19 protein-coding genes and 2 tRNA genes are annotated in these 21,476 nt (G+C 41.6%); 7 read left to right on the top strand and 14 right to left on the bottom strand.

Features of this window, described 5'->3' with window-relative positions:
- Window positions 1-205 precede the first annotated feature (205 nt).
- Window positions 206-1,171 (top strand): type I phosphomannose isomerase catalytic subunit, encoded by a 966-nt coding sequence (locus EDC37_RS01910; RefSeq protein WP_132547355.1) that lies wholly within the window; start codon window positions 206-208, stop codon window positions 1,169-1,171.
- A gap of 59 nt (window positions 1,172-1,230) precedes the next feature.
- On the opposite strand, the gene EDC37_RS12505 is transcribed toward EDC37_RS01910, so the two are convergent.
- From EDC37_RS12505 to EDC37_RS01890, 5 genes are all read right to left on the bottom strand, one after another.
- Window positions 1,231-1,683 carry an MFS transporter gene (locus EDC37_RS12505; protein ID WP_243642155.1) on the bottom strand — a complete coding sequence of 151 codons (453 nt, stop codon included), beginning with the start codon at window positions 1,681-1,683 and terminating at the stop codon, window positions 1,231-1,233.
- The gene (locus tag EDC37_RS12500; RefSeq protein ID WP_243642154.1) at window positions 1,662-2,456 is read right to left on the bottom strand and encodes an MFS transporter; all 795 of its coding nucleotides are present in this window, start codon (window positions 2,454-2,456) and stop codon (window positions 1,662-1,664) included. The genes EDC37_RS12505 and EDC37_RS12500 overlap by 22 nt, the downstream gene beginning before the upstream one ends.
- A 75-nt stretch (window positions 2,457-2,531) precedes the next feature.
- Window positions 2,532-2,607, bottom strand: a tRNA-Lys gene (locus EDC37_RS01900).
- 71 nt (window positions 2,608-2,678) lie between these two features.
- The gene (locus EDC37_RS01895) at window positions 2,679-3,917 is read right to left on the bottom strand and encodes a purple acid phosphatase family protein (protein ID WP_132547353.1); all 1,239 of its coding nucleotides are present in this window, start codon (window positions 3,915-3,917) and stop codon (window positions 2,679-2,681) included.
- Between the two features lie 133 nt (window positions 3,918-4,050).
- Window positions 4,051-4,126, bottom strand: a tRNA-Gln gene (locus EDC37_RS01890).
- 129 nt (window positions 4,127-4,255) lie between these two features.
- Here EDC37_RS01890 and EDC37_RS01885 point away from each other — a divergent pair.
- Window positions 4,256-4,885 carry a hypothetical protein gene (locus tag EDC37_RS01885; protein WP_132547351.1) on the top strand — a complete coding sequence of 210 codons (630 nt, stop codon included), beginning with the start codon at window positions 4,256-4,258 and terminating at the stop codon, window positions 4,883-4,885.
- A 48-nt stretch (window positions 4,886-4,933) separates the two neighbouring features.
- Here the strand turns inward: EDC37_RS01885 and EDC37_RS01880 are convergent, their stop codons facing one another.
- The 9 genes from EDC37_RS01880 to EDC37_RS01840 form a co-directional block, all read right to left on the bottom strand.
- Window positions 4,934-5,521: a hydrolase gene (locus EDC37_RS01880; protein ID WP_132547349.1), complete on the bottom strand. Its 588-nt coding sequence runs from the start codon at window positions 5,519-5,521 to the stop codon at window positions 4,934-4,936.
- Window positions 5,522-5,563: 42 nt separating this feature from the next.
- Window positions 5,564-7,084, bottom strand: a complete 1,521-nt coding sequence (locus EDC37_RS01875) for a cobyric acid synthase (RefSeq protein ID WP_132547347.1) — start codon at window positions 7,082-7,084, stop codon at window positions 5,564-5,566.
- A 22-nt stretch (window positions 7,085-7,106) separates the two neighbouring features.
- On the bottom strand, window positions 7,107-8,507 hold the full coding sequence (locus EDC37_RS01870; RefSeq protein WP_132547345.1) for a cobyrinic acid a,c-diamide synthase CobB: 1,401 nt from the start codon (window positions 8,505-8,507) through the stop codon (window positions 7,107-7,109).
- Window positions 8,508-8,509: 2 nt separating this feature from the next.
- Window positions 8,510-9,142 (bottom strand): precorrin-8X methylmutase, encoded by a 633-nt coding sequence (locus tag EDC37_RS01865; protein ID WP_132547343.1) that lies wholly within the window; start codon window positions 9,140-9,142, stop codon window positions 8,510-8,512.
- Between the two features lie 217 nt (window positions 9,143-9,359).
- Entirely contained in the window at window positions 9,360-11,279 is a 1,920-nt protein-coding gene (gyrB, locus tag EDC37_RS01860; protein WP_231040163.1) for a DNA topoisomerase (ATP-hydrolyzing) subunit B, read from the bottom strand.
- 134 nt (window positions 11,280-11,413) lie between these two features.
- Window positions 11,414-12,604 carry an MFS transporter gene (locus tag EDC37_RS01855; protein ID WP_132547339.1) on the bottom strand — a complete coding sequence of 397 codons (1,191 nt, stop codon included), beginning with the start codon at window positions 12,602-12,604 and terminating at the stop codon, window positions 11,414-11,416.
- A 112-nt stretch (window positions 12,605-12,716) separates the two neighbouring features.
- Entirely contained in the window at window positions 12,717-13,943 is a 1,227-nt protein-coding gene (locus EDC37_RS01850; RefSeq protein ID WP_132547337.1) for a VanW family protein, read from the bottom strand.
- A 186-nt stretch (window positions 13,944-14,129) separates the two neighbouring features.
- Window positions 14,130-15,017, bottom strand: coding sequence for a PRC-barrel domain-containing protein (locus EDC37_RS01845; RefSeq protein WP_132547335.1), 888 nt, complete (start codon window positions 15,015-15,017; stop codon window positions 14,130-14,132).
- 149 nt (window positions 15,018-15,166) lie between these two features.
- Window positions 15,167-16,288 (bottom strand): hypothetical protein, encoded by a 1,122-nt coding sequence (locus EDC37_RS01840; RefSeq protein WP_132547333.1) that lies wholly within the window; start codon window positions 16,286-16,288, stop codon window positions 15,167-15,169.
- Window positions 16,289-16,558: 270 nt separating this feature from the next.
- On the opposite strand from EDC37_RS01840, the gene EDC37_RS01835 reads away from it, so the two are divergent.
- The 5 genes from EDC37_RS01835 (at window position 16,559) to murB (ending at window position 21,439) form a co-directional block, all read left to right on the top strand.
- The gene (locus EDC37_RS01835) at window positions 16,559-17,263 is read left to right on the top strand and encodes a tetratricopeptide repeat protein (RefSeq protein WP_132547332.1); all 705 of its coding nucleotides are present in this window, start codon (window positions 16,559-16,561) and stop codon (window positions 17,261-17,263) included.
- Between the two features lie 141 nt (window positions 17,264-17,404).
- Window positions 17,405-17,683: a 30S ribosomal protein S15 gene (rpsO, locus tag EDC37_RS01830; RefSeq protein WP_132547330.1), complete on the top strand. Its 279-nt coding sequence runs from the start codon at window positions 17,405-17,407 to the stop codon at window positions 17,681-17,683.
- Window positions 17,684-17,926: 243 nt separating this feature from the next.
- Window positions 17,927-19,996 carry a polyribonucleotide nucleotidyltransferase gene (locus EDC37_RS01825; protein WP_132547328.1) on the top strand — a complete coding sequence of 690 codons (2,070 nt, stop codon included), beginning with the start codon at window positions 17,927-17,929 and terminating at the stop codon, window positions 19,994-19,996.
- 14 nt (window positions 19,997-20,010) lie between these two features.
- Window positions 20,011-20,496, top strand: a complete 486-nt coding sequence (gene trmL / locus EDC37_RS01820; protein ID WP_132547326.1) for a tRNA (uridine(34)/cytosine(34)/5-carboxymethylaminomethyluridine(34)-2'-O)-methyltransferase TrmL — start codon at window positions 20,011-20,013, stop codon at window positions 20,494-20,496.
- A gap of 25 nt (window positions 20,497-20,521) precedes the next feature.
- The gene (murB, locus tag EDC37_RS01815; RefSeq protein ID WP_132547324.1) at window positions 20,522-21,439 is read left to right on the top strand and encodes a UDP-N-acetylmuramate dehydrogenase; all 918 of its coding nucleotides are present in this window, start codon (window positions 20,522-20,524) and stop codon (window positions 21,437-21,439) included.
- Window positions 21,440-21,476 lie beyond the last annotated feature (37 nt).

Below are 21,476 nucleotides of genomic sequence, written 5' to 3'. Positions count from 1 at the left end.
ACGTTATCGTCTATAGATATAAAAAAAGGAATTTTATTTTATTTTTCTGCAATAAATAAATGATATTCAATATAATTGCCTTAAAATATAAAAATCTTGCAATTTGCCATACTTCTTTGTTCTGAAATATAAAAATAATGCTCATATAAGCCATAAATATCGTCCGCAACGCTATCTATGTTATAATGTAGCAGAGGTGAATTATATGCTATATCCATTAAAATTACGGTCTCCCCTAAAAGATTACATCTGGGGTGGAACTCGTTTGAAAGACGAGTACGGAAAACGGACTGATCTGCCTATAGTTGCAGAAAGCTGGGAACTATCCTGCCATAAAGCGGGTGTATGTACTATTGAAAATGGCACCTACAAAGACCAAACCCTGCCTTCTTATATCGATAAGCTCGGCAAAAAAGTGGTAGGCACAAAAGCTGCTGCCGTAGATTATTTTCCTTTGCTCATAAAATTAATTGATGCCCATGACAATTTATCTATACAGGTGCACCCGAACGACGATTATGCCCAAGCAGTTGAAGGTGAACCCGGTAAAACTGAAATGTGGTATATAGTGGATGCAGAACCAGATGCTAAATTAATTTACGGTTTTAAAAATAAGATAAGCCATGATGAATTTGAAAGACGTATCCATGACAATACGCTGCTTGATGTCTGTAACCAGGTTCCCGTAAAGAAAGGCGACGTCTTCTTCATAGCGTCTGGGACGCTGCACGGCATCGGTAAGGGGATATTGATTGCTGAAATACAGCAAAGTTCCAATACCACCTACCGTGTTTACGACTATGGCAGAAAAGGTAAGGACGGAAAACCTAGACAGCTGCATATAGCAAAAGCACTGGCCGTAACCAATTTACAGCCGCCTGTATACAAACCAGGTGCCATTGGTTCAATTGATGTCTTTTCTGACTATAAAATTAAATTACTCTCACAATGTTCTTTATTTACAGTATATCTTTTTCAAATTGGTGGAAACTGTACTCTCTGTGCTGACACCAGCTCTTTCCATTCATTGCTGGTGCTTGATGGTGAATTATGTCTTGACGCCCCTAACGAAAGCCTGATTCTGAAAAAGGGTGATAGTGTGTTCATCCCCGCTTCAATGGGGGACTATCGCATTAATGGTATGGGTGAATTCATTTTAACTACACTTTAAAATAAATAAAAAAAGCAAGGCAGCAAAATGCCTTGCTTTTATTTATTTTAGAATATAGTTTACTCTGATTGAATTACGTCCCTTGCAACAGCAGGGCATTCCGGGATTGTATAAACAATAACAGCTCCCACTACTAATGTCAGCACAGTGCATGCAAGCGCTAAAGATAATCCTATGTATTCAGCGGCAACTGCCGTTAAAGCAGCACCAACACCGCCGAGCCCGAACGAAAGTCCCAGCATCATACCTGAGGCAAGGTTGGGGTTATCCGGTAAAAACCGTTGACACCAAACAACAGAGCATGGATGCGCTGCCTGTAAAAAGAATCCAGCCATAAACAATGCCGCTATAGAAACGAATGATATATTTTCAGCCATAAAAAAATACAATGCAGGAAAAACCGCAGCCAGCATAGAAATCCATATCACTTTTTTATAGCCGATGCGATCGTTTAAAAAACCACCAAACACACCACCAACAGCTGCGCCCACTAAAAACCGGTCAGCAGCCAACCCGATGCAGTCTTATCATATCCATAAGTAAGCAACAGCATCGGCAAAAACGTTGTTATCGCTCCATGGGACCATGTCCTTATAGCCATAGCAGCGTTTAGTTTCAATAAAGCCGTATTTTCTGCCAGACTTCGCCATGATAAAGTACTTTTGTTCTTTTCATCTTTATTTACCGTACGAATTTTATACAATTTTGCCTGATAAAAAAGTATACTCAAAATTACTGTTGGAACAATCAATACCGGAAGCATTTTCAATGAATATGCCTGAATGAAATAAACCAATACGATAGGCGCAAAAGCGAATCCCAGATTGCCCCCACCAATAAAAAAAGAAAGCGAAATACCCATACTTTTTTTATTCGCAGTTTTACCGACCATTCCTGTAGCCATAGGATGAAAAAGAGACACGGCAAGCCCACTTAATGCCACGCACAAAAACAGGGTGAAAAAATTGGATACAAAACTAGTCATACTGATAAAAAATGCACCAAAAGGTAAAACCACTAAAAGTAATCTGCTGAAATTATATTTATCCATATAATAACCAAATACAGGTTGTAAAACATTGGCGGTAAAAGCCAGTGCCATTACCAATACCCCGCTTAAAGCTAATGATATATCCATACTGACAATCAACATTGGTATAAGGATAGGTAAAAAATTACAATAGAAATCGTTCAGCAAATGTCCAAATGATAAAAGGGCAACTTCATAATTATGTTTTTCTGCAGAGAATCCATTGTTATCAGCTGATGTTGCGGAAGGTTCCAATCCTCTTTCCCCTTTCTATGTATAAAAAAATACAAAAAAAGCCTTCTTCAATGGGAAGAAGGCCTTGTTTACAAATGGTGGCTCACCCGAGATTCGAACTCGGGACACCCTGATTAAAAGTCAGGTGCTCTGCCAACTGAGCTAGTGAACCTTTTAAGTGTCGCTCATCAAGCCGACTATGATATTATACTAAGATCAGGCAAATTTGTCAATACTTTTTTATTATTTTTGTGTCTGCCATTCATCAATAATGCTGCCATCCTGCTTATAGGCAGTTACCGTTAGCTTATGTGTATCTGCATCCATCTTCAAATACATTGGTTCATCAAGGGGATTAAAAAATTTTTCATCATCGTTTTTCTGTGGTGATTTAGCCCATACCTGATCACCGCTGCGGCCTGTAGAAATATACACGGCCGACCCACCGCCGAAGCTCAAAGGATCTGTGCGGGAATATGAATGGATGTGTGCACTGAACACTACATCAACGTTATGCTTGCTTATTATCGGTAAAAAAGCTTTACCGATATCATTCAAGGATCCGTCAGGCGGGATTTTCCATGGCTGGCGATGCATCAATATTATTTTCCAAGGTAGATCAGACATTGCCAAGTCCTTGTCCAGCCATTCGGCCTGTTCCTTGAGAAGGTTAGGCAGAGCTACCTGTTCTTCTTCAAACTGGGTATCCAAAACGACAAAATGCACTGGCCCATAGTCAAAAGAATACGCATGTTTCTGAATGCCATAGGAACTGTTCTCCGGCACACCGAACAATGTTTGGAAACTCTGGGGAGTAGTTGGTTTCCAATCCAGACCATATGTTTCATGGTTTCCCATAACCGGTGCCACTGGTATTGACGAGGAAAACTTGGCTATACCGGCCAACCATGCACGCCATTGTGATAGATCACTGCCATTATCAACCAAATCACCCATATTTATAAAAAAGTCTATATTGGGATTTCTTTCATATGCCGCATTGGCCGTTCCAGACCAAACCGAATAATCACTGGATTGGGAATCACCGAAAATAAGTGCTGAACAAGTTTGTTTTTCCTCATCTACAGTAGAAAATTTGTACCAATCAGAATAACCTGCCCCCGAGCTTACCCGATAACTATATTCCGTATCCGGGTCAAGTGAACGAAGCTTGACGGTATATACGGCTGTATCTTCATCGAAAGGGACCGCCATTGCTTCATAAGTCACAACACCGTGTTCCGCATAGGAAAGTTCCAATGTTCCTGTATCATTTATCTTCCCCATCCAGGAAATTGTCCGGCCGTGGGCTACGTCAGGGGAAATTGTCTGCCAGACATAAAGAGGCTTCCCTTCCACTTCATCAACTATATTTCCAGATTCACTGCCGGGATCTTTATACGTGCGGGAACAAAAAAAATACACAATTCCTAAAAACAAAATGACTATAAATATTAAGAGTGCAATAAATTTCTTAGCCATAAAATAACTCCTTTTGTGAGCAATTCCATATAATAGCTTTGTCTTTTCCGCAGAGGGGAAATTATAGCCGATAGGTCTTAAAAATACAGGCTTATACAAAAAAAGCACCGCAAACGCGGTGCAAAATTACAATTGGCTGGGGTAGCTGGACTCGAACCAACGAATGCGGGATTCAGAATCCCGTGCCTTACCAACTTGGCGATACCCCAATACTTTTGCCGACTTAAATATTATATACAGCTATGAAAAAAAAGTCAAGAAAAATGTTTACTTGACTAACATTTGCGCTATATGCTAAGGTTTATTTTGACAGAATATTTATTTTAAGGAGTGATTCCATGAAAAAAATTATTTTGATTATATTTGTATCCTTATTTTGTTTCTTCCAGCCATCATGTTTGGCTATGCAAGTTACGAGTACCCGGGAAATCGCCGAATTTTCCACAGACAAACTATGGAATGACGTTTCCAGTGTCCGGACCATCGGCCAATGGAACGAATATGTGCGATTTACCTTTTATATGCCAAACAATTATAACGGAACAGTACGGGGAGATATGCTTATCTCGGGTGACAGCAATGATATCCACTTCAGTTTTCTTCCCGGAAGTATAATAAAAATATTTGAATTCAAGACAACCGATCCTGATATGGTTTTTTGGGTACTAAAAGACAACGCTCTAAACGGTGATGACTCTACACATAATTTCTATATGGTAGGTCCATACCAAGACCATTATGTTACTTATGCTAATATGGATAATCTCACCAACATGGGCTGGGACAGCAGCAGTATGAAAATACATTTGCTCAGCGACACTACTGCCTTACCTGTTTTACAAGGCTATGATGAGAGCGGCAACCCTAAAGAAAATCTTGTCCTGTCCTGGGATGATGCAGCCAGCTGGTTTGGAATGACTTCCTATCCTTTGGATACTCCTGTCAGTGACCCCATCCCCGGTGAATAAATATAGACACAAAAAAGAGAGCGCTAGATGGCTCTCTTTTTTTGTTTATTATCCTTCTACAGCTAATTCGTCATTTATGGGTTTTTCTTCAGCCTTCATAGCACAAAGTGTTTTTTCTAGCAGTTCATCCAACGGCCATTCCAGCATAGCTGCCCCTTGCTTAATAACGTCACGGGAACAGCCCGCCGCAAATTTTTTGTCCTTAAATTTCTTTTTAAGACTTTTCAGTTCCATGTCCTGTACACTCTTAGACGGACGCATAAGAGCCGCCGCACCGATAAGTCCCGTCAACTCATCACTGGCAAATAATACTTTTTCCATGGTATGTTCAGGCTTTATATCGACGCAAATGCCATAACCATGCGAGCAAACCGCATGTATTACGGCATTTTCCGCATTTATTTCTTTTAAAAGTTCTGGTGCTTTTTTGCAGTGTTCCTCTGGATATTTTTCAAAATCAACATCATGCAGCAAACCTACGATTTCCCAAAAAGCTGCTTCTTCGGCATAACCTAAATTTTCAGCGTACCAACGCATAACTGCCGAAACAGTGGCTGCATGCCGCAAATGAAATTCTTCTTGATTATATTTTTTTAGTAATTCCCATGCCTGTTTCTTTGTAAGCTTTGTCTGCATATTATTTCTCCTCCACTAAAATTTTCTACTAGGATATTTTTATTATTCATTTATTATCTGCTGCAATTTTTCCATATCAAGCGACTGCCTTACTGTCTGCGCCAGCCTATTATAGGCCGCCTGCTTCTGTGCTGCATAATTTTGGCTCACTGGCAATGGTGCCAGTCCCTTTCTCTCGCGCAGTATATTCAGCAGTGCCCTTCTATACTCATCATTATCAAAAATCCCGTGAATGTAAGAACCCATGACAAAACCATCGGTACTAACTGCGCCATCAATACTGTTTACGCTCTGCCCACCCCTTGTGTTTATCAAAAAGGGATGATGCACTTCGCCAACAAAATCAGTAAGTCCCATATGAATTTCATAACCATGTAGATTTGTAAAAGCGGCTTTTTTCCCTAAAAATTGCCATTGCATCGTCTGCGCTTCCACCTGCGAGGTTACTTTTTTTGGGAAAAAAGTAGTGACCATCGGCAAAAAGCCAAGTGCTTCCACTTCATCATGCGTTGATTCCGTATGATGGGGGTCGCGTATCATCTTACCAAGCATTTGATAACCACCGCAAACGCCTATAATAGGTACTTTATTTGCATGTGCCTCTTTCAGGCATTTTTCCAAACCACTGCTGCGCAGGTAAAGCAAATCCTCCGTGGTGTTTTTACTCCCCGGCAAAATAATTAAATCTGGCTGCCCCAGCTGCGACGCTGTAGTTACATAATAAAGATTTACGTCTTCTTCCTGCGTTAATGCAGCAAAATCCGTAAAATTGGATATTTTAGGTGTACGAATGACAGCGATCTTCAATGCTGCCGCAGTATTTTTTACTGTTTTATCATCAAGTGAAACGGAATCTTCATCATCGATGCCGATATTTTCCAAATAGGGAATTACACCTAAAACCGGCTTACCTGTTTTCTGTTTAAGAAAATCCAGTGCCGGTTCCAACAATTTTATATCCCCACGAAATTTATTTATTATAAGCCCTTTCACCAAGCTGCGTTCTTCATCATCGAGCAATTCCAGTGTTCCTACCAGGGAAGCCAAAGCGCCACCCCTGTCTATATCAGCTATCAGCAGTACAGGTGCCTTTAAATATTTGGCAATACGCATGTTGACAATATCATTATCCTTTAAATTGACCTCAGCAGGACTGCCCGCCCCTTCAATGGCCAGCATTTCAAATCTTTCCTGCATCTTTGCCAAAGCTTTTTTCACCGTTGCAAAAGCTTTCAAAGAATAGCCTTGATGATACTCCTTTGCTGACATATTTCCCACAGGCCGCCCCATAAGAATAACCTGTGAGCAGGAATTCCCCGTAGGCTTCAGCAAGACCGGATTCATTTCAACGCATGGTTTAAGACCTGCTGCTTCTGCCTGCGCTATCTGGGCACGCCCCATTTCCTTGCCGTCTTCTGTCACATAGGAATTCAACGCCATATTCTGTGCTTTAAAAGGTGCTATATTTACACCATCCTGAAAAAATATGCGGCAGAGCGCCGTTGTCAAGATACTTTTACCAACATGGGACGACGTCCCCTGTAACATTATGTATTTTGTCATGCTGAACTTCTCCCCAATTATTTTAACTGTTCACAGCAGCATTATTTTTGCCCGTTTTATATTTATGCGCCTTTTCTATAAATTGACGTGCCGCAGCCGGTGCGCCAAGGAAATGCACATGCAGATAAGATGCCAAGATGTTTTCATTGGCATAGCCGGATTTATATTGCTCTTTATTTCTATTTTTAGTGAGGTTGAATGCCCAAGGGAAGTTACTGCCAGCAGCATTTTCCTGTATTGAAAAATGAAACTCATGCCCGTGCAGGGATTCTCCCTCAGCTATGAGAATGTTATCCACCAAGGCCTGTGCCGTCACATAGCCCACAGTTTGGAGCTTACGCTGCATAACCGCCCTAGCCGGAATGATGCCAGCCATTTTCCATGTCTTTTGCTCGAAATCCACTATTTCTTCCATCAGGTACATATAACCGCCGCATTCCGCATAAATGGGCATTTTAGCTTTGGCAGCCGCACGTAAGGTATGCAGCATAGCCGTATTGGCAGCTAATTCAGCCACAAACAATTCAGGAAAACCACCGCCTAAGATTATCGCATCACAATCTGGTAATTGGCTGTCATGCAGCGGGCTGAAGTATTCTATCTGCCCTCCCCATTTTTTAAGCACATCCAAACCAGCGGCATAATAAAAGGAAAAAGCTTCATCACGAGCCACTGCTATTTTTACCTTTTCGCCTTGTAATGAGATGTTCTGCGTCACCGAAGAAGAAAGCACAGGCGCACTCTTAGCCGTTTTCAGCAATTCTGAAAAGTCCATCTGTCCGTCTATTTTTTCTGCAATATACCGTATTTTCTCAGTCGTATCTTTTTCGCCAGCAGGGGTAAGCCCCAGATGGCGCTCCGGCATCTTCATGTTCTCATCCCGCCGAATGGCACCAAAAACTCTGATGCCAAGAGTTCCCATTGCTTCACGTATCATCTGCTCATGGGTAGGTGACCCCAGACAGTTCAATATCACTCCCGCAAAATTGACCGCAGGATCATATTGCTTAAACCCCAATGCCAAGGCTGCCGCACTCTCTCCCATAGACCGACAATTTATCACAAGAACCACAGGTGCCTGCAATTTTTTTGCCAGTTCAGCAGTAGAACTTACACCATTTCGTCCGCCGTCATAAAGTCCCATTACGCCTTCGATAACGGCTATATCGGCATCTTCTGTCGCTTTTATAAACAATTCCGTAATCTTTTCTTTCGGTACAAGCCATGTATCAAGATTATGTCCCGGCCGTCCGGCAGCAACGCAATGATAAGAAGGGTCTATGTAATCCGGTCCAATTTTAAAAGGCTGCACCTTAAATCCCTTTTGCTGCAAAGCCCGCAAAATTCCTATTACAACAGTTGTTTTTCCCGAACTGCTTTGTGGTGCAGCCAAAACTATACGCGGTATATTATAATCTGCCATTTTTACCTGCTGTTATCTATCATATACATTACCGCATTGACGCAGGAGGCCGCAATTGGGCTGCCGCCTTTAGTTCCCGCCACTGTTACATACGGTACCGGTGAGCACTCTGCCAAAACCTTTTTTGACTCAGCCGCCCCTACAAAACCAACCGGTGTCCCTACAACAGCTGCCGGCCGTATATGGTTTTCCTGCATCAGGCGAATAACTTCAAAAAGTGCCGTCGGGGCATTACCAATCGCTACTATCGCGCCGTTAAGTTCCGTACCAAACTCACGCATAGCCGCCATCGAACGAGTAATGCCTTCCTTTTTAGCCGTGGCTGCGACCTGTTCATCCGCTATTTTACAAAACACTGTGCCCCCCATAGAAGCAAGCTTTTTCTTATTGATGCCGGTTCTGACCATTTCCACATCGGTATATATATTACAGCCATTTTTTAAGGCTGTTTTCATTTTTGTGATAGCGCCTTCACCTATTTTAATGATATCGGCATAACCAACATCTCCCGATGCGTGGATCATGCGTGAATACAATTTTGTTTCTTCATCATTTAAGGTAAATTTTTCCAAATAAGGTGCAATTATTTCCATACTGCGATTCTCAATAGCCATCGGCTCTTTTATGAAATCCATCTAAAGCAGTCCCCCTATATACAAAGTTATCGCCATTACACTGCAAAATTTCTGTGTCCTATTAATTAAAGCTTAGTAGCAATATATTGCCATATATTAATTATTGAATAAAAGTATAGCATAACAAAAAATATAAAACAATCCGTCCCCATTACGTAATAAAGCCCTGTACAGACAATAAACATTGCCCGTACAGGACCTCACATAAAAGGATTTATCACAAATCAAGATTGCGCACTAAATCCGCATGTTCTTCTATAAAACGACGACGTGGTTCTACTTTGTCTCCCATCAAGACGGAAAAAATACTATCGGCTTCTTCTGCCTGTGTCAGATCAACACGCAGCACAGTTCTTCCTTCCGGGTCCATAGTTGTTTCCCAAAGCTGTTCAGGATTCATTTCACCAAGGCCCTTATAACGCTGTACTGTCATATTATCACGGCCTACTTCGTCGAGCTTTTGCGCAAGTTCTTCATCACTGTAAGTATACCAATGCTGACGGCCTTTTCTTATCTGGTACAAAGGCGGCTGGGCAATAAAGACCCGACCTTCTTTGATCAAAGGCTGCATATAGCGATAAAAGAAAGTAAGCAGTAAGGTACGGATATGGGCACCATCGACATCAGCATCTGTCATGATAATGATCTTACCATAACGGCTCTTAGCTATATCAAAATCTTCACCAATACCACTGCCAAAGGCAGTTATCATCGTCCGAATTTCTTCGTTATTCAGGATTTTATCCAAACGTGCCTTTTCCACATTGAGAATCTTACCACGCAATGGTAAAATAGCCTGGAAACGACGGTCACGGCCTTGCTTAGCTGATCCGCCGGCACTGTCACCTTCGACTAGATAAATCTCTGCCTGCATCGGATCTTTTATAGAGCAGTCGGCCAGCTTGCCCGGTAACGAGCTAACTTCCAGCGCATTTTTACGGCGTGTCAAATCACGCGCTTTTCGCGCAGCTTCACGCGCACGTGAAGCCATTATCGACTTTTCGATTATCTTTTTGGTAATAGCAGGATTTTCTTCAAAATATTCACTAAGACCTTCTGTGACAATAGAATCAACGATTCCCCGCACATCAGAATTACCAAGCTTTGTCTTGGTCTGTCCTTCAAACTGAGGGTCCTTTACCTTCAAGTTGATAATACAGGTTATACCTTCACGCACATCCTCGCCGCTAAGCGCAGGATCATTATTTTTCAAAATATTTTGTTTACGGGCAAAATCATTTGCCGCACGTGTAAGCGCACTCTTAAAGCCGGCTAAATGAGTGCCGCCTTCTTCCGTATGGATATTATTTACATAACCGTATATATTTTCAGAGTAGCTCGTAGTATACTGCAATGCGATCTCTACAATTGTATCGTCTTTACGTCCGTTAAAATAAACGGGTTCATCACTGATAAGTTCTTTATTCCGATCAAGATATTTTACAAACGAGGAGATTCCCCCTTCGTCATAAAACACTTCTTTTCTTTGCGGTTCTTCACGTTCATCAATCAAGGTGATATGAATACCGCAATTTAAAAATGCCAATTCACGTAAACGCTGCCGCAAAATATCATAATCATAAGTTGTTTCCGTAAAAATAGTGTCATCCGGTTTAAAATGCACAGTCGTTCCCGTTATATCCGTCGTGCCGATTTCGTGCAACGGTTCCTTTGTTACTCCATAGGCAAAAGAGATTTCATATATTTTATGGTCACGCTTTACCTGCACATCCATTTCGCTGCTCAGCGCATTAACAACTGATACACCAACGCCATGCAGACCGCCTGAAACCTTGTAACCATTACCGCCGAACTTACCACCCGCATGTAAGACTGTCAGTACGACTTCAACAGCTGGCTTGCCGCTCTCATGCATATCAATAGGAATCCCTCTGCCATTATCCGCTACAGTGACACTGTTATCCCTGTGGATAGTAACTTCAATATGCGTGCAATATCCAGCCAAAGCTTCATCTATACTATTATCCACTACTTCTGATACCAGATGATGCAGCCCATGAGACGATTGATCGCCAATGTACATACCGGGACGTTTCCTTACAGCTTCAAGTCCTTCAAGCACCTGAATCTGCTCTGCATCATACTTGCTTTTTACGGCCGTTACTTCACTGCTCATTTCTTCATGATTTATTTTTATATCAGATAAATCAACCGAATCATTTTTATTCTCATCTAAGCTCATAACATCATCCTTCTAATTTATATACTTTACATTTTATCATTTTTTATCTTTTTAATCAAACCAATACATCAATAGACATTACCACGTGTAGAGCATACAAAAGTACTCGTCAGTATCATGATGACGCCTGCCACAATAAACACTTCTTTCAATCCCCAATATGTACCGACTGCACCGCCCAGCAACGGTCCGGCCATAGAACCAAGCTGCTGTGCCGAAAACAGCATTCCAAAAATACTGCCCCGAACTGAGCTTCCCGTATTATTTGCCAGCACAGCACTAATGGACGGATTTATACCAGCAAAAAACAAACCGGTCACAAACTGCATTACCGCAAACAGCATCAGCCTATTGGGAATGGCCTGTATCAACAAACATATACCTGCACCGCCCATAGCCATATACATCGTCTTGCCGAAAGATTTTTTCTGGCCCATCCTGCCCCAAAAAGGTGCGGAAAGAGATGAAGCAATCCCGCCCAATGAAAACACTATGCCAGCAATCAATACTATATTATCCATACTGCCGCGCAACTGCGCTACATATAAGGTTATAATCGGCTGTAAGATCAAAATTACCATCTGCACTAATACCGCTAAGATAAGCATTTGTTTTATAACAGGATTTCGCAACAGCTCCCGCTGTTTCACCTGCGGCCTATCCGAGGTATCTCCAGCTTCGCGCGGCGGTTCAGGAACAAAGAATATAGTTATCAACGATATCGTAAACAATGCTCCGCCGGCAATCATAAAGGACGCCCTCATACCAAACACTTCTGCCAGCACACCGCCCAGCAGTGGCCCTATTACCGCACCACTCGTTAAGGCAGCCTGCATAACGCCCAAGCTTAGTCCCAATTTTTCCATCGGCACCGATGCCGAAATAATGGCTAATTCTGAGGCCCATAATCCCGCTGCAAACCCCTGAAGAACCCTTACCATAAAAAGCTGTTCCGGCGATGTCACAATCCCGCCCAGAAAATAAGTAATGGCAAGGCCTACACTGGAACGCACCGCCATTATCTTGCGCCCCTTCTTATCTGCCATCTTTCCCCATATAGGCGCCATGACGGCTCCCACTAAAAACGATATGGAAAAAATAGCCCCATTCCACATATTTACATCTGCCTGCGCTACGCCAAGTTCCTTCATCAAATAAAGCGGCAGAAAAGGAATTAGCATAGTATAACTGGCTGACATCAAAACTACATTACATGTCAAAATTGCTAAAACTATTTTCCAGTTTTGTTTTGTTTGCATAAAATATCTCCCTTCAATATCTAATTTTCAACTATTCATTAAGTAAACTGCATCCTTTTTCTTTAAACTAATGTACTTTACTATTTCTGCTGTTTATATTCGCTATTTATATTTATTCATCTGTATGCAAAAATTCTTTTTTTATGACAGTGCCGTTCTGGTTAAAAAGCCGATAAGCAGACACCGAACCATCCTTATTGTAAGCATTCTTCAAGGTAACCGTGCCTATTTTTGCCTTATCCGCACTGCTGCCCATAATAAAGACTGTTAATGTACCTGCACTGACCTTGCTATAGATATATACACTGTCCTGCAAGTCATTTCTAAATCTAAAATCAATAAAGCCATCTGCCACTGTCGCATCAAAAGCGCGTGGAACATATTCTGCCGGTATATAGTGGGCTGACCTTTCAACAGGAGTGAGCCCGGCAAGTAAAATAGCATCATAAAGTGTAGAACTTACCTGACAAACACCACCGCCTACCCCCGGTACTACTTTCCCGTCTATAATCACAGGAGCTTCCTTATATCCATCTGCGGCAAGGCGTGGCCCTACAGTCTTATTGAAAGAAAAGGTGGTTCCTGTTGGCACCAACACACCTGATAGATTTTTAGAAGCAAGCGCAATATTTGCGCTTCTATTGGCCGCACTGGCATTAAAATTAGTCTTATAAACTGCTAGTATCGTATTAATCTGACTAAGTTTATCAGCAGTTATATCTGGTTCTACCGTGTTAATGGGAACAGTTACCGTCTGCGGATAATTTTCCGTTTCTATTTTATCGGCAATAAGCCCTGCAAGTTGTTCTGTGTCAATGCTTCTTCCCGTTTTTTCCTTTACTATTTTGACAGTACTGCCGTCCGCCGTATAAGCATATGCATTAACAGGCTCTGCATGAACAGACGCTGCCAGTGTCTTGAGAATATTATTTAATTTATCTTTGTCATAAGTGATTTCCAGTGGTACGTTTTTCCCTTGATAGGAACAAATTATTTTATCAAAAGTATCCTTGAAAAAATTCCCACTCGCACCGATTGCTGCTGCGGCTTGAGCCGTTTTTTCACTGTTGCAGGAAAGATCTATATCATTTGCCTTGATAGTCTTTTCCGTACCATTATAGGCCAACACCACGACACCATCTGCAAGCTCCTGCGCAAAATTATCGGCGATCAGTTTCTGCGCTGTTTGTTGATCGAGCCCAGACAAATCAATTTTTTCTGAATGAACTCCATTAGCAATTCCTGGTGCATTTTTTATAGCCAAGGCTGATGAACATACCGCTACTAACAAAACAGATAAAGCTGCCACCATAATTACCAGCTTATAATGCCTGCCCAAAAAAATTCCCCCTACAATCCTCCACAGATTATAAAAAGCCCCTGTTTTCGCAGGAGCTTTCGTAAATAGAGATCCATTGTCAACTTGTTTTCAGTAAAATAATTCTATAATGCATAAGCTGCCATGTGTTAAACCAAACAGCAAAACAACACGACTTGGTAAATTTCCGTCCAAAGAATAAGCCTTTTATTTAACATTCATGGACAGTTCTATAAATTTATTTGCCAATTTAGCCTTTTGCAATACTTCTTCCGTGATATCGGCACCTTCTTCAACAATCACAATACCATTATCCGTAGTAATACGTTTAGTTGCTTTTTTACCGAGGAGGAAACGACGATGCCTGTCTTCTGCCGAACTGGTCGTGACGGAAGGTGTTTCTTTCCCTGTCGGGGTAGTGTTTGCTGTTGTCTTCGGTGCAGCCGTTACATTTTTTGCTTCTGGTTTTACTGATTTTTCAGTTGCCTTTTTTTCAGCAGAAACATGTTCTGCCGCTTTTTGCGCTCCATTTTGCTGGGTTGTCGAAGCGGCCGCCCCATTTATCTTTACCGCAGGCTTTGTCTGTTCGGCAGCTGCTTTTCCTTCAGTAGAAACATTTGTTTTATTAGGAACAGGACTTTCAATTATTGTAACTTCTTTACCAAAAATTGATATTTCTTCAGCAGATATTTCATTTTGTGTATCTGTATCTTCTCCGCTTAAAATCACTTTGGCAATCTTGCCCGCGTCATCAATGAACATATTTGAAACCACACCTTGGATAGTACCACCTTTTGTTATGGCTTTTGTTCCTATGACACGTATGTTCTGGTCAAGAAAAGGTTCATATTCAACAGCATCGTCCAATGTAAGTATATCTTCACTGCTGGTAATAGTAACTGCATCATGTCCTATTGCCACCACAGAAGCATACGGTAAAATCTTTACACCACGATACCAATCTTTGTCTTCAATAATAATTGCCGCTACACTGCCATGTTCAGCGTCAATCAAAAGAGATTTACTTACCCCCAGTTCACGCCCCTCCGTAATACTGATAATAGGCAATCCCAAAAATTCTTCACTTTTTTTCATCAATAGAGCCCTCCTGTTTATATTACAAGTAAAGATAAAAAACTCCGTATTTGGCTAAAATCTCTTTTAAACCAAAACCGGAAATTATTATTTATAAGTGCATGTCCGTTTGTTAGCCAAAAAACTATTATTATGTACGGACAGTAACCTCAATCTGACGCTTCATCTATTTGCATATGCTCTCTTCGTTCCTTCGCCAAAGACAGCTTAGCCATCTTAAAACCAGCCAATGCCTGACCCATCTTTTGCAGATATAAAATCTGATTTTTAAATTCCTGCCTCATGCCTGTATCTTCACATACTACCGATAAATAAAGTGCTGACCGTAATATAAAAGCGGCCTTGTTGAACGCACCAAATTTCTTGTAAATATTGCTCATTTCAATACAAAGGAAAGGAGCATCAGGACTCTCTCTATATTTTGGTAAACTGCATTTCAATGCATACAATGAAAATGCATATTTTCTTTTTCTGTTTTGCCGATACACGTAATCGAGTACTTCTTCAATAGATTGTGCTTTCTCTACCAGCTTTTCTACCTTCACTTTTTCCCTGTTCAGTAGATACAGCTCTGCATACTGGACTTCTGATTTGGCAAGCTGTGCTGGTAAATTGTACTTACGCTGGCAAGTCTTTGCTGTTGGCAGCCCGTATCTTCGCACTAACTTTAACCACAATCTATTTTCATAAAAACATAGCTGCCCATCGCCGTACGACAGCAAATGCTCATGTACGACAGCATACTGGGTTGGTTGATAAAACAGGAGCTGCTCAACCATATGCGGATCAACCTGTATAATAGTCGCTAAATCCTGCTCGGACTGTAAACACTCTGACAAATCACCAATAATTTTCGTTAAGCGTTTTTCGGCAATCTTATTAGCTTTTCTGTGATGTGCCTCTGCAATAGTTATCTGCGGTGGACTTTCCGGCGGTTCTGGTGCCTTCTCCCAAACAGGAGAAAACTGTTCGTATACTACTGTTCCATGCCGGCTTTTGGTGAAATTCTGCTTTCCCTCTAAAAGCCTGCCATTATAAAAGGTAGCAGCAAAAGCTGTCAAAAATACCGCAAGCACAATAACAGCATAATAAGGAACGGTAGGATAACTAATCCAAGGCCTTATCGCAAAAATAAATAAGAAGGGCATTATCGCTGCCAATGATATAGCCTTTAATTCCAAATGCATTTTACAGAATGTCAAAAATTTATATATAAAAAAAATACTGGTTAAAACCACAATCAAAGCTGTTCCTAAAAATACCATCAGCATTTTATTCACAACCTTATAAATAGAGTTCTCTAATAGAGTCCTTTCAACTAGAACAGACACCCTATTTTAAACGAGTAAATATTTCCTAAAATATTAACGTTGTTTCATCATATAAATCAACTATTTTATTGTACAACGTATATATTGATTTTGCAATTGATAGTATAGATAATCTTTTAGTTATCATTTAAGCTATGCTATAATAATTTAAAAGTTTAAGCAGCTGCCGCCGCCTAAATTGTAAACATGCGTCTCAAAAGGAGTTTTTATATGAACAGCAATGAATTTCATGAACTTACACATCTCGTCGTTGATTCTAAAATAAAGCCACCAGCACTGTTATTCGCCGGCGGTTTTGATGACTGGCATGCAAGAGCACGTCTTGCCCATTTTCTTGCAATGCCAGAATTTGCCAAGGAAACCGAAGCTATCGAACTGTTCCGTTCCATCGTTGATATTGAACCAAATGAAAACAGCAGTGAAGATGTAGAAGAAAAACTGTACGCCTTGCAACATTTGAGCACAATTCTGCGTGACCAAAAAGATCTTGATGCAGCACTTCACTACATAAATATGGCTATAGAGCTAGCCGAAGAAAATGATTTTTTATACAAATATATTCTGCGCGGCGAGCTTTGGGCCGATCGCTGGAATATCCTAACGCGCCAGAAGAAAACAGACCTTGCCGCTGACGAAATAGAAGACAAGATAACCGCCTATGCCAACCTGCCTGTAAAACACATAAGCTATCTATATTATGGTTATCGTTTTTTGGCACAGGTTGCCGCTGCCAATTTCCATACTGTTGATTCCATCGAAATGATGAAAAAAGCCTTCTCATATATGGACGTGCCTGAAAAAAATAAAAAAGCCTTGGAAGAAGCAATGAGCGCAACACATGACAACGCTTCCTGGATACTTCGCCAGATCGATTTGGCGACGCCGCTGCCTTCGTCCATAAAATGGGATATTTAACTTAATTTAATATATTTCTGTTTACAGCCGCTCTATTTTGTGATATATTTTTTAAGAAATATCATATCTCCTTTGGCGCGGTTACCGTCAACTCCAACGGCTGCCTGGTCAATAGGAATGAAAAAATTTAGGAGGATTTTAATGCTTACACAAGAACAAAAATTACAGATTATTCAAGACAATTCCACCCACGAAGGTGACACTGGATCACCGGAAGTGCAGATCGCCCTTTTAACTGCACGTATACTTTATTTGACTGAACACTTAAAAGCTAACAAAAAAGATTTCCATTCCCGTCGTGGTCTTCTCAAGATGGTTGGTCATCGCCGCAGACTTTTAGCTTATTTATATGACAAAGATGTTGAACGTTACCGTGCTATTTTGAAGAAATTAAATATCGGCAAAGCTAACAAAAGATAATTATCTAAAATCTAATTTTGGGCAATTTTAAAGTAAAATTAGTTATACGAGCCGACATTAGCAATTATCAAAAAAGCGGGGCTGTTGTCTATTTGTATAATGGACTGGTCCCGTTTTTTGTATTTTACACGATTTTGCAGTGTGTCCAGTGGATGGTGAAATGTTTGCCTGAGTGCGTTTCTCAAGCAGATATTTCACTGTTTACTGTGCACATTTGCTGCAATAAGTTTTAGGAGGTATATTATGCACAGTTTTGAAACTACGCTCGGCGGACGCAAATTCGTCGTAGAAACCGGGAAAATGGCCAAGCAAGCTAATGGTGCCGTTCTCGTCCGCTACGGTGATACTGTCGTCATTGTCACTGCCACAGCATCTGCTGAACCGCGCGAGGGGATTGATTTTTTCCCGTTAACGGTCGATTATGAAGAAAAGATGTATGCTGTTGGTAAAATTCCTGGTGGCTTCATTAAAAGAGAAGGACGTCCTTCGGAATCTGCTATCTTATGCAGCCGTCTTATCGACCGACCGATACGTCCACTTTTCCCAGAAGGTTTTAGAAATGACGTCCAGATAGTAGCTACGGTTTTATCCGTAGACCAGGATAACCCACCCGAAATAGCCGGTATGATCGGTGCTTCGGCAGCTCTTTCCCTTTCCGACATTCCTTTTAAAGGGCCTATCGCAGGCGTGCGCATTGGTCGCATCGACGGTAGCTTTATCGTCAACCCGACTGTGGAAGAAAGAGCAAAATCTGACCTCAACCTTACAATTGCCGGCTCCCATGATGCCGTAATGATGGTTGAAGCCGGAGCCAATGAATTGCCTGAAGAAGTAATTCTCGATGCAATTATGTTTGGACATCAGGAAATAAAAAAACTTGTCGAATTCCAGCAAAATATGGTGGCTGAATGCGGTAAAGAAAAACGTGATGTTAAATTATTCCAGCCAGCAGAAGAATTAGTAGATAAGGTTCGCGAATATTCTTATGATAAACTCAACGCTGCTGTACGTGACAGCGACAAACTGCGCCGTGACGAACACATTGCGCAGGTAAAAGCTGAAGCACTCGAACATTTTCTGGAAGAATATCCTGAAGCTTCCATGGAAATCAGCGCCGTTCTGCATAAATTAGTAAAAGAAATCGTCCGCAAGATGATTTCCCACGAAAAAATACGTCCTGATGGACGCGCAGTTGACGAAGTGCGCCCTGTAAGCTGTGAAGTCGGCCTTCTGCCGCGTGTGCATGGTTCCGGGCTCTTCACCCGTGGCCAGACACAAGTACTTACAATCACTACGCTCGGCCCACTAGGCGATGAACAAATAATTGATGGCGTTGGTATCGAAACCTCTAAACGGTATATCCACCACTACAACTTCCCCGGCTACAGCGTCGGTGAAGCCCGTCCTATGAGAAGTCCGGGACGGCGCGAAATAGGGCATGGCGCTCTTGCAGAAAGAGCACTCGTCCCAGTCATCCCGACAGTAGACGACTTCCCTTATACCATCCGTCTTGTTTCTGAAATCTTAGAATCTAATGGTTCCAGCTCCATGGGCAGCGTTTGCGGCAGCACACTTTCACTCATGAACGCTGGCGTTCCCATAAAAAAACCAGTATCCGGTGTCGCTATGGGTCTGGTAAAAGATGGCGAAGCTTATACCATTTTAACAGACATCCAGGGTATGGAAGATGCCCTTGGTGATATGGACTTTAAGGTAGCCGGTACAGAAGATGGCGTAACTGCCATCCAAATGGATATCAAATTGACCGGTATAACACGCGATATCCTCGCTTCGGCACTCGAACAAGCCAAACGCGGCCGTGCCCATATCCTCAGTAAAATGATGGAAGCAATAAACGAACCGGCAAAAGAACTTTCTCCTTACGCACCGCGTGTCACTACTATCAATATTCCCGTTGACAAGATACGCGACGTTATCGGACCGGGCGGTAAAATAATCAAAAAAATCATTGATGAAACAGGCGTACAAATCGACATCGAAGATGACGGTACAGTCCGCATAACGGCAGTAAGCTTGGAAAGCGCTAAGAAAGCTGTCGACATAATAAAAGATCTGACTCGCGAAGTCGAAGTCGGTACTGTATATAAAGGCAAAGTAACACGTATAATGAACTTTGGCGCTTTTGTCGAAGTGCTTCCTGGCAAAGAAGGCTTATGCCATATTTCCCAGCTGGATAAAAACCGTGTTGGCAAAGTCGAAGATGTTGTAAAAGTCGGTGATGAGCTTGAAGTCAAGGTCACTGAAATAGACAGCCACGGACGTGTAAATCTTTCCCATAAGGTATTATTGTAAGGCAGGCCAGAAAGATGCATATAGTACTTATTGAACCACAAATACCACCCAATACAGGTAACATTGCCCGCTTATGTGCAGCCACAGGTTGTGAACTGCATCTTGTTGAACCGCTTGGTTTTTCAACAGATGATAAACATTTAAAGCGTGCTGGGCTTGATTATTGGCATCTATTAAAAGTACATTACCACAAAAATTTTGATGAAGTACTTTCCCTTTATGCCAATTCTTCTTATCATTATCTTTCCACAAAAGCACCAAACACATATACAGATGTTACCTATGGAAAAGATGACATGCTGGTGTTTGGCAGAGAAGATGCTGGTATTCCCGAATCAATCCTAAAGGCCAATTTATCTTCTTGCGTGCGTATTCCAATGATCGCAGAAGCACGCTCCTTAAACCTCTCTAATTCTGTATCCATAGTAGTTTATGAAGCTCTCAGGCAGCAGTCATTTGCGGCCTTGAAGAAGACCAATGACTATCTCGAGAAAATTTGACTTGCAAATGTAAGGAATGAGTTAATTGCCACGTCTTGACAATTGTATAGCAAAATTAAAAAGCTTTCTTCCTACGGAACGAATTTTAACAAATGCTCCTATGTCTGAACAGACAACCTTTAAAATAGGCGGTCCTGCTGACTGTTTGATTTTTCCCGCTTCAATGGAAGAAATAAAAAAGATTATGCTAGTAATAAAAGAATATTCTGTTCCCTGCACAATAATCGGCAACGGTTCAAACATTTTAGTTCTTGATAAAGGTATACGCGGCGTAGTAATCAAATTCGGCAAAGAAATGTCTTTTATGCACTGTAAAGGCGAAAAAGTTTATGCTGGCTGTGGTACCCTTTTGCACGATGTGGCAAAGTTTGCCGCGGCGCAGCTTTTGACCGGACTGGAATTTGCCGTGGGCATTCCCGGTAGTACCGGTGGTGCAGTCTATATGAATGCCGGTGCTTATGGCGGCGAAATAAAAAATGTAGTAACAAGCGTAACTGCTGTCGACAAAAGCGGCCAAATGATCCGTTATGGTGCGGATGTGCTTGATTTTGGCTACAGGCACAGTATTTTTCAGGGAAATGCCAATGCTATCTGTGAAATAGAATTTACTTTGCAAAAAGGTAAAAAAGAAGACATCATCACCATGATGGATGAACTTACCGCAAAAAGGGAAAGCAAACAACCCTTGGAAATGCCTAGTGCTGGTTCTACCTTCAAACGACCTCCTGGGCACTATGCTGGTACCCTAATCGACCAAACAGGGCTTAAAGGTTTCCGTGTCGGGGGCGCACAAATCTCCACAAAACATGCGGGATTTGTCGTAAATACCGGCAAGGCTACTGCCCAAGATGTTTTGCAATTAATTGATGAGGTACAGCGCCGGGTTTATGAAAAGCATGGTATAAAGCTTTATCCGGAAGTACGTCTCATCGGTGAAAAATAGATATCTTATGACCTTTTAGCATATAAGTCCCAATATA

Origin of the sequence: Pectinatus cerevisiiphilus, assembly GCF_004341685.1 — a bacterium.
In the GTDB taxonomy this organism is placed as follows: Bacteria; Bacillota; Negativicutes; order Selenomonadales; family Selenomonadaceae; genus Pectinatus; species Pectinatus cerevisiiphilus.
The sequence above is the reverse complement of the archived record's forward strand: the minus strand, read 5'-3'. Positions and strand labels throughout refer to the sequence as shown.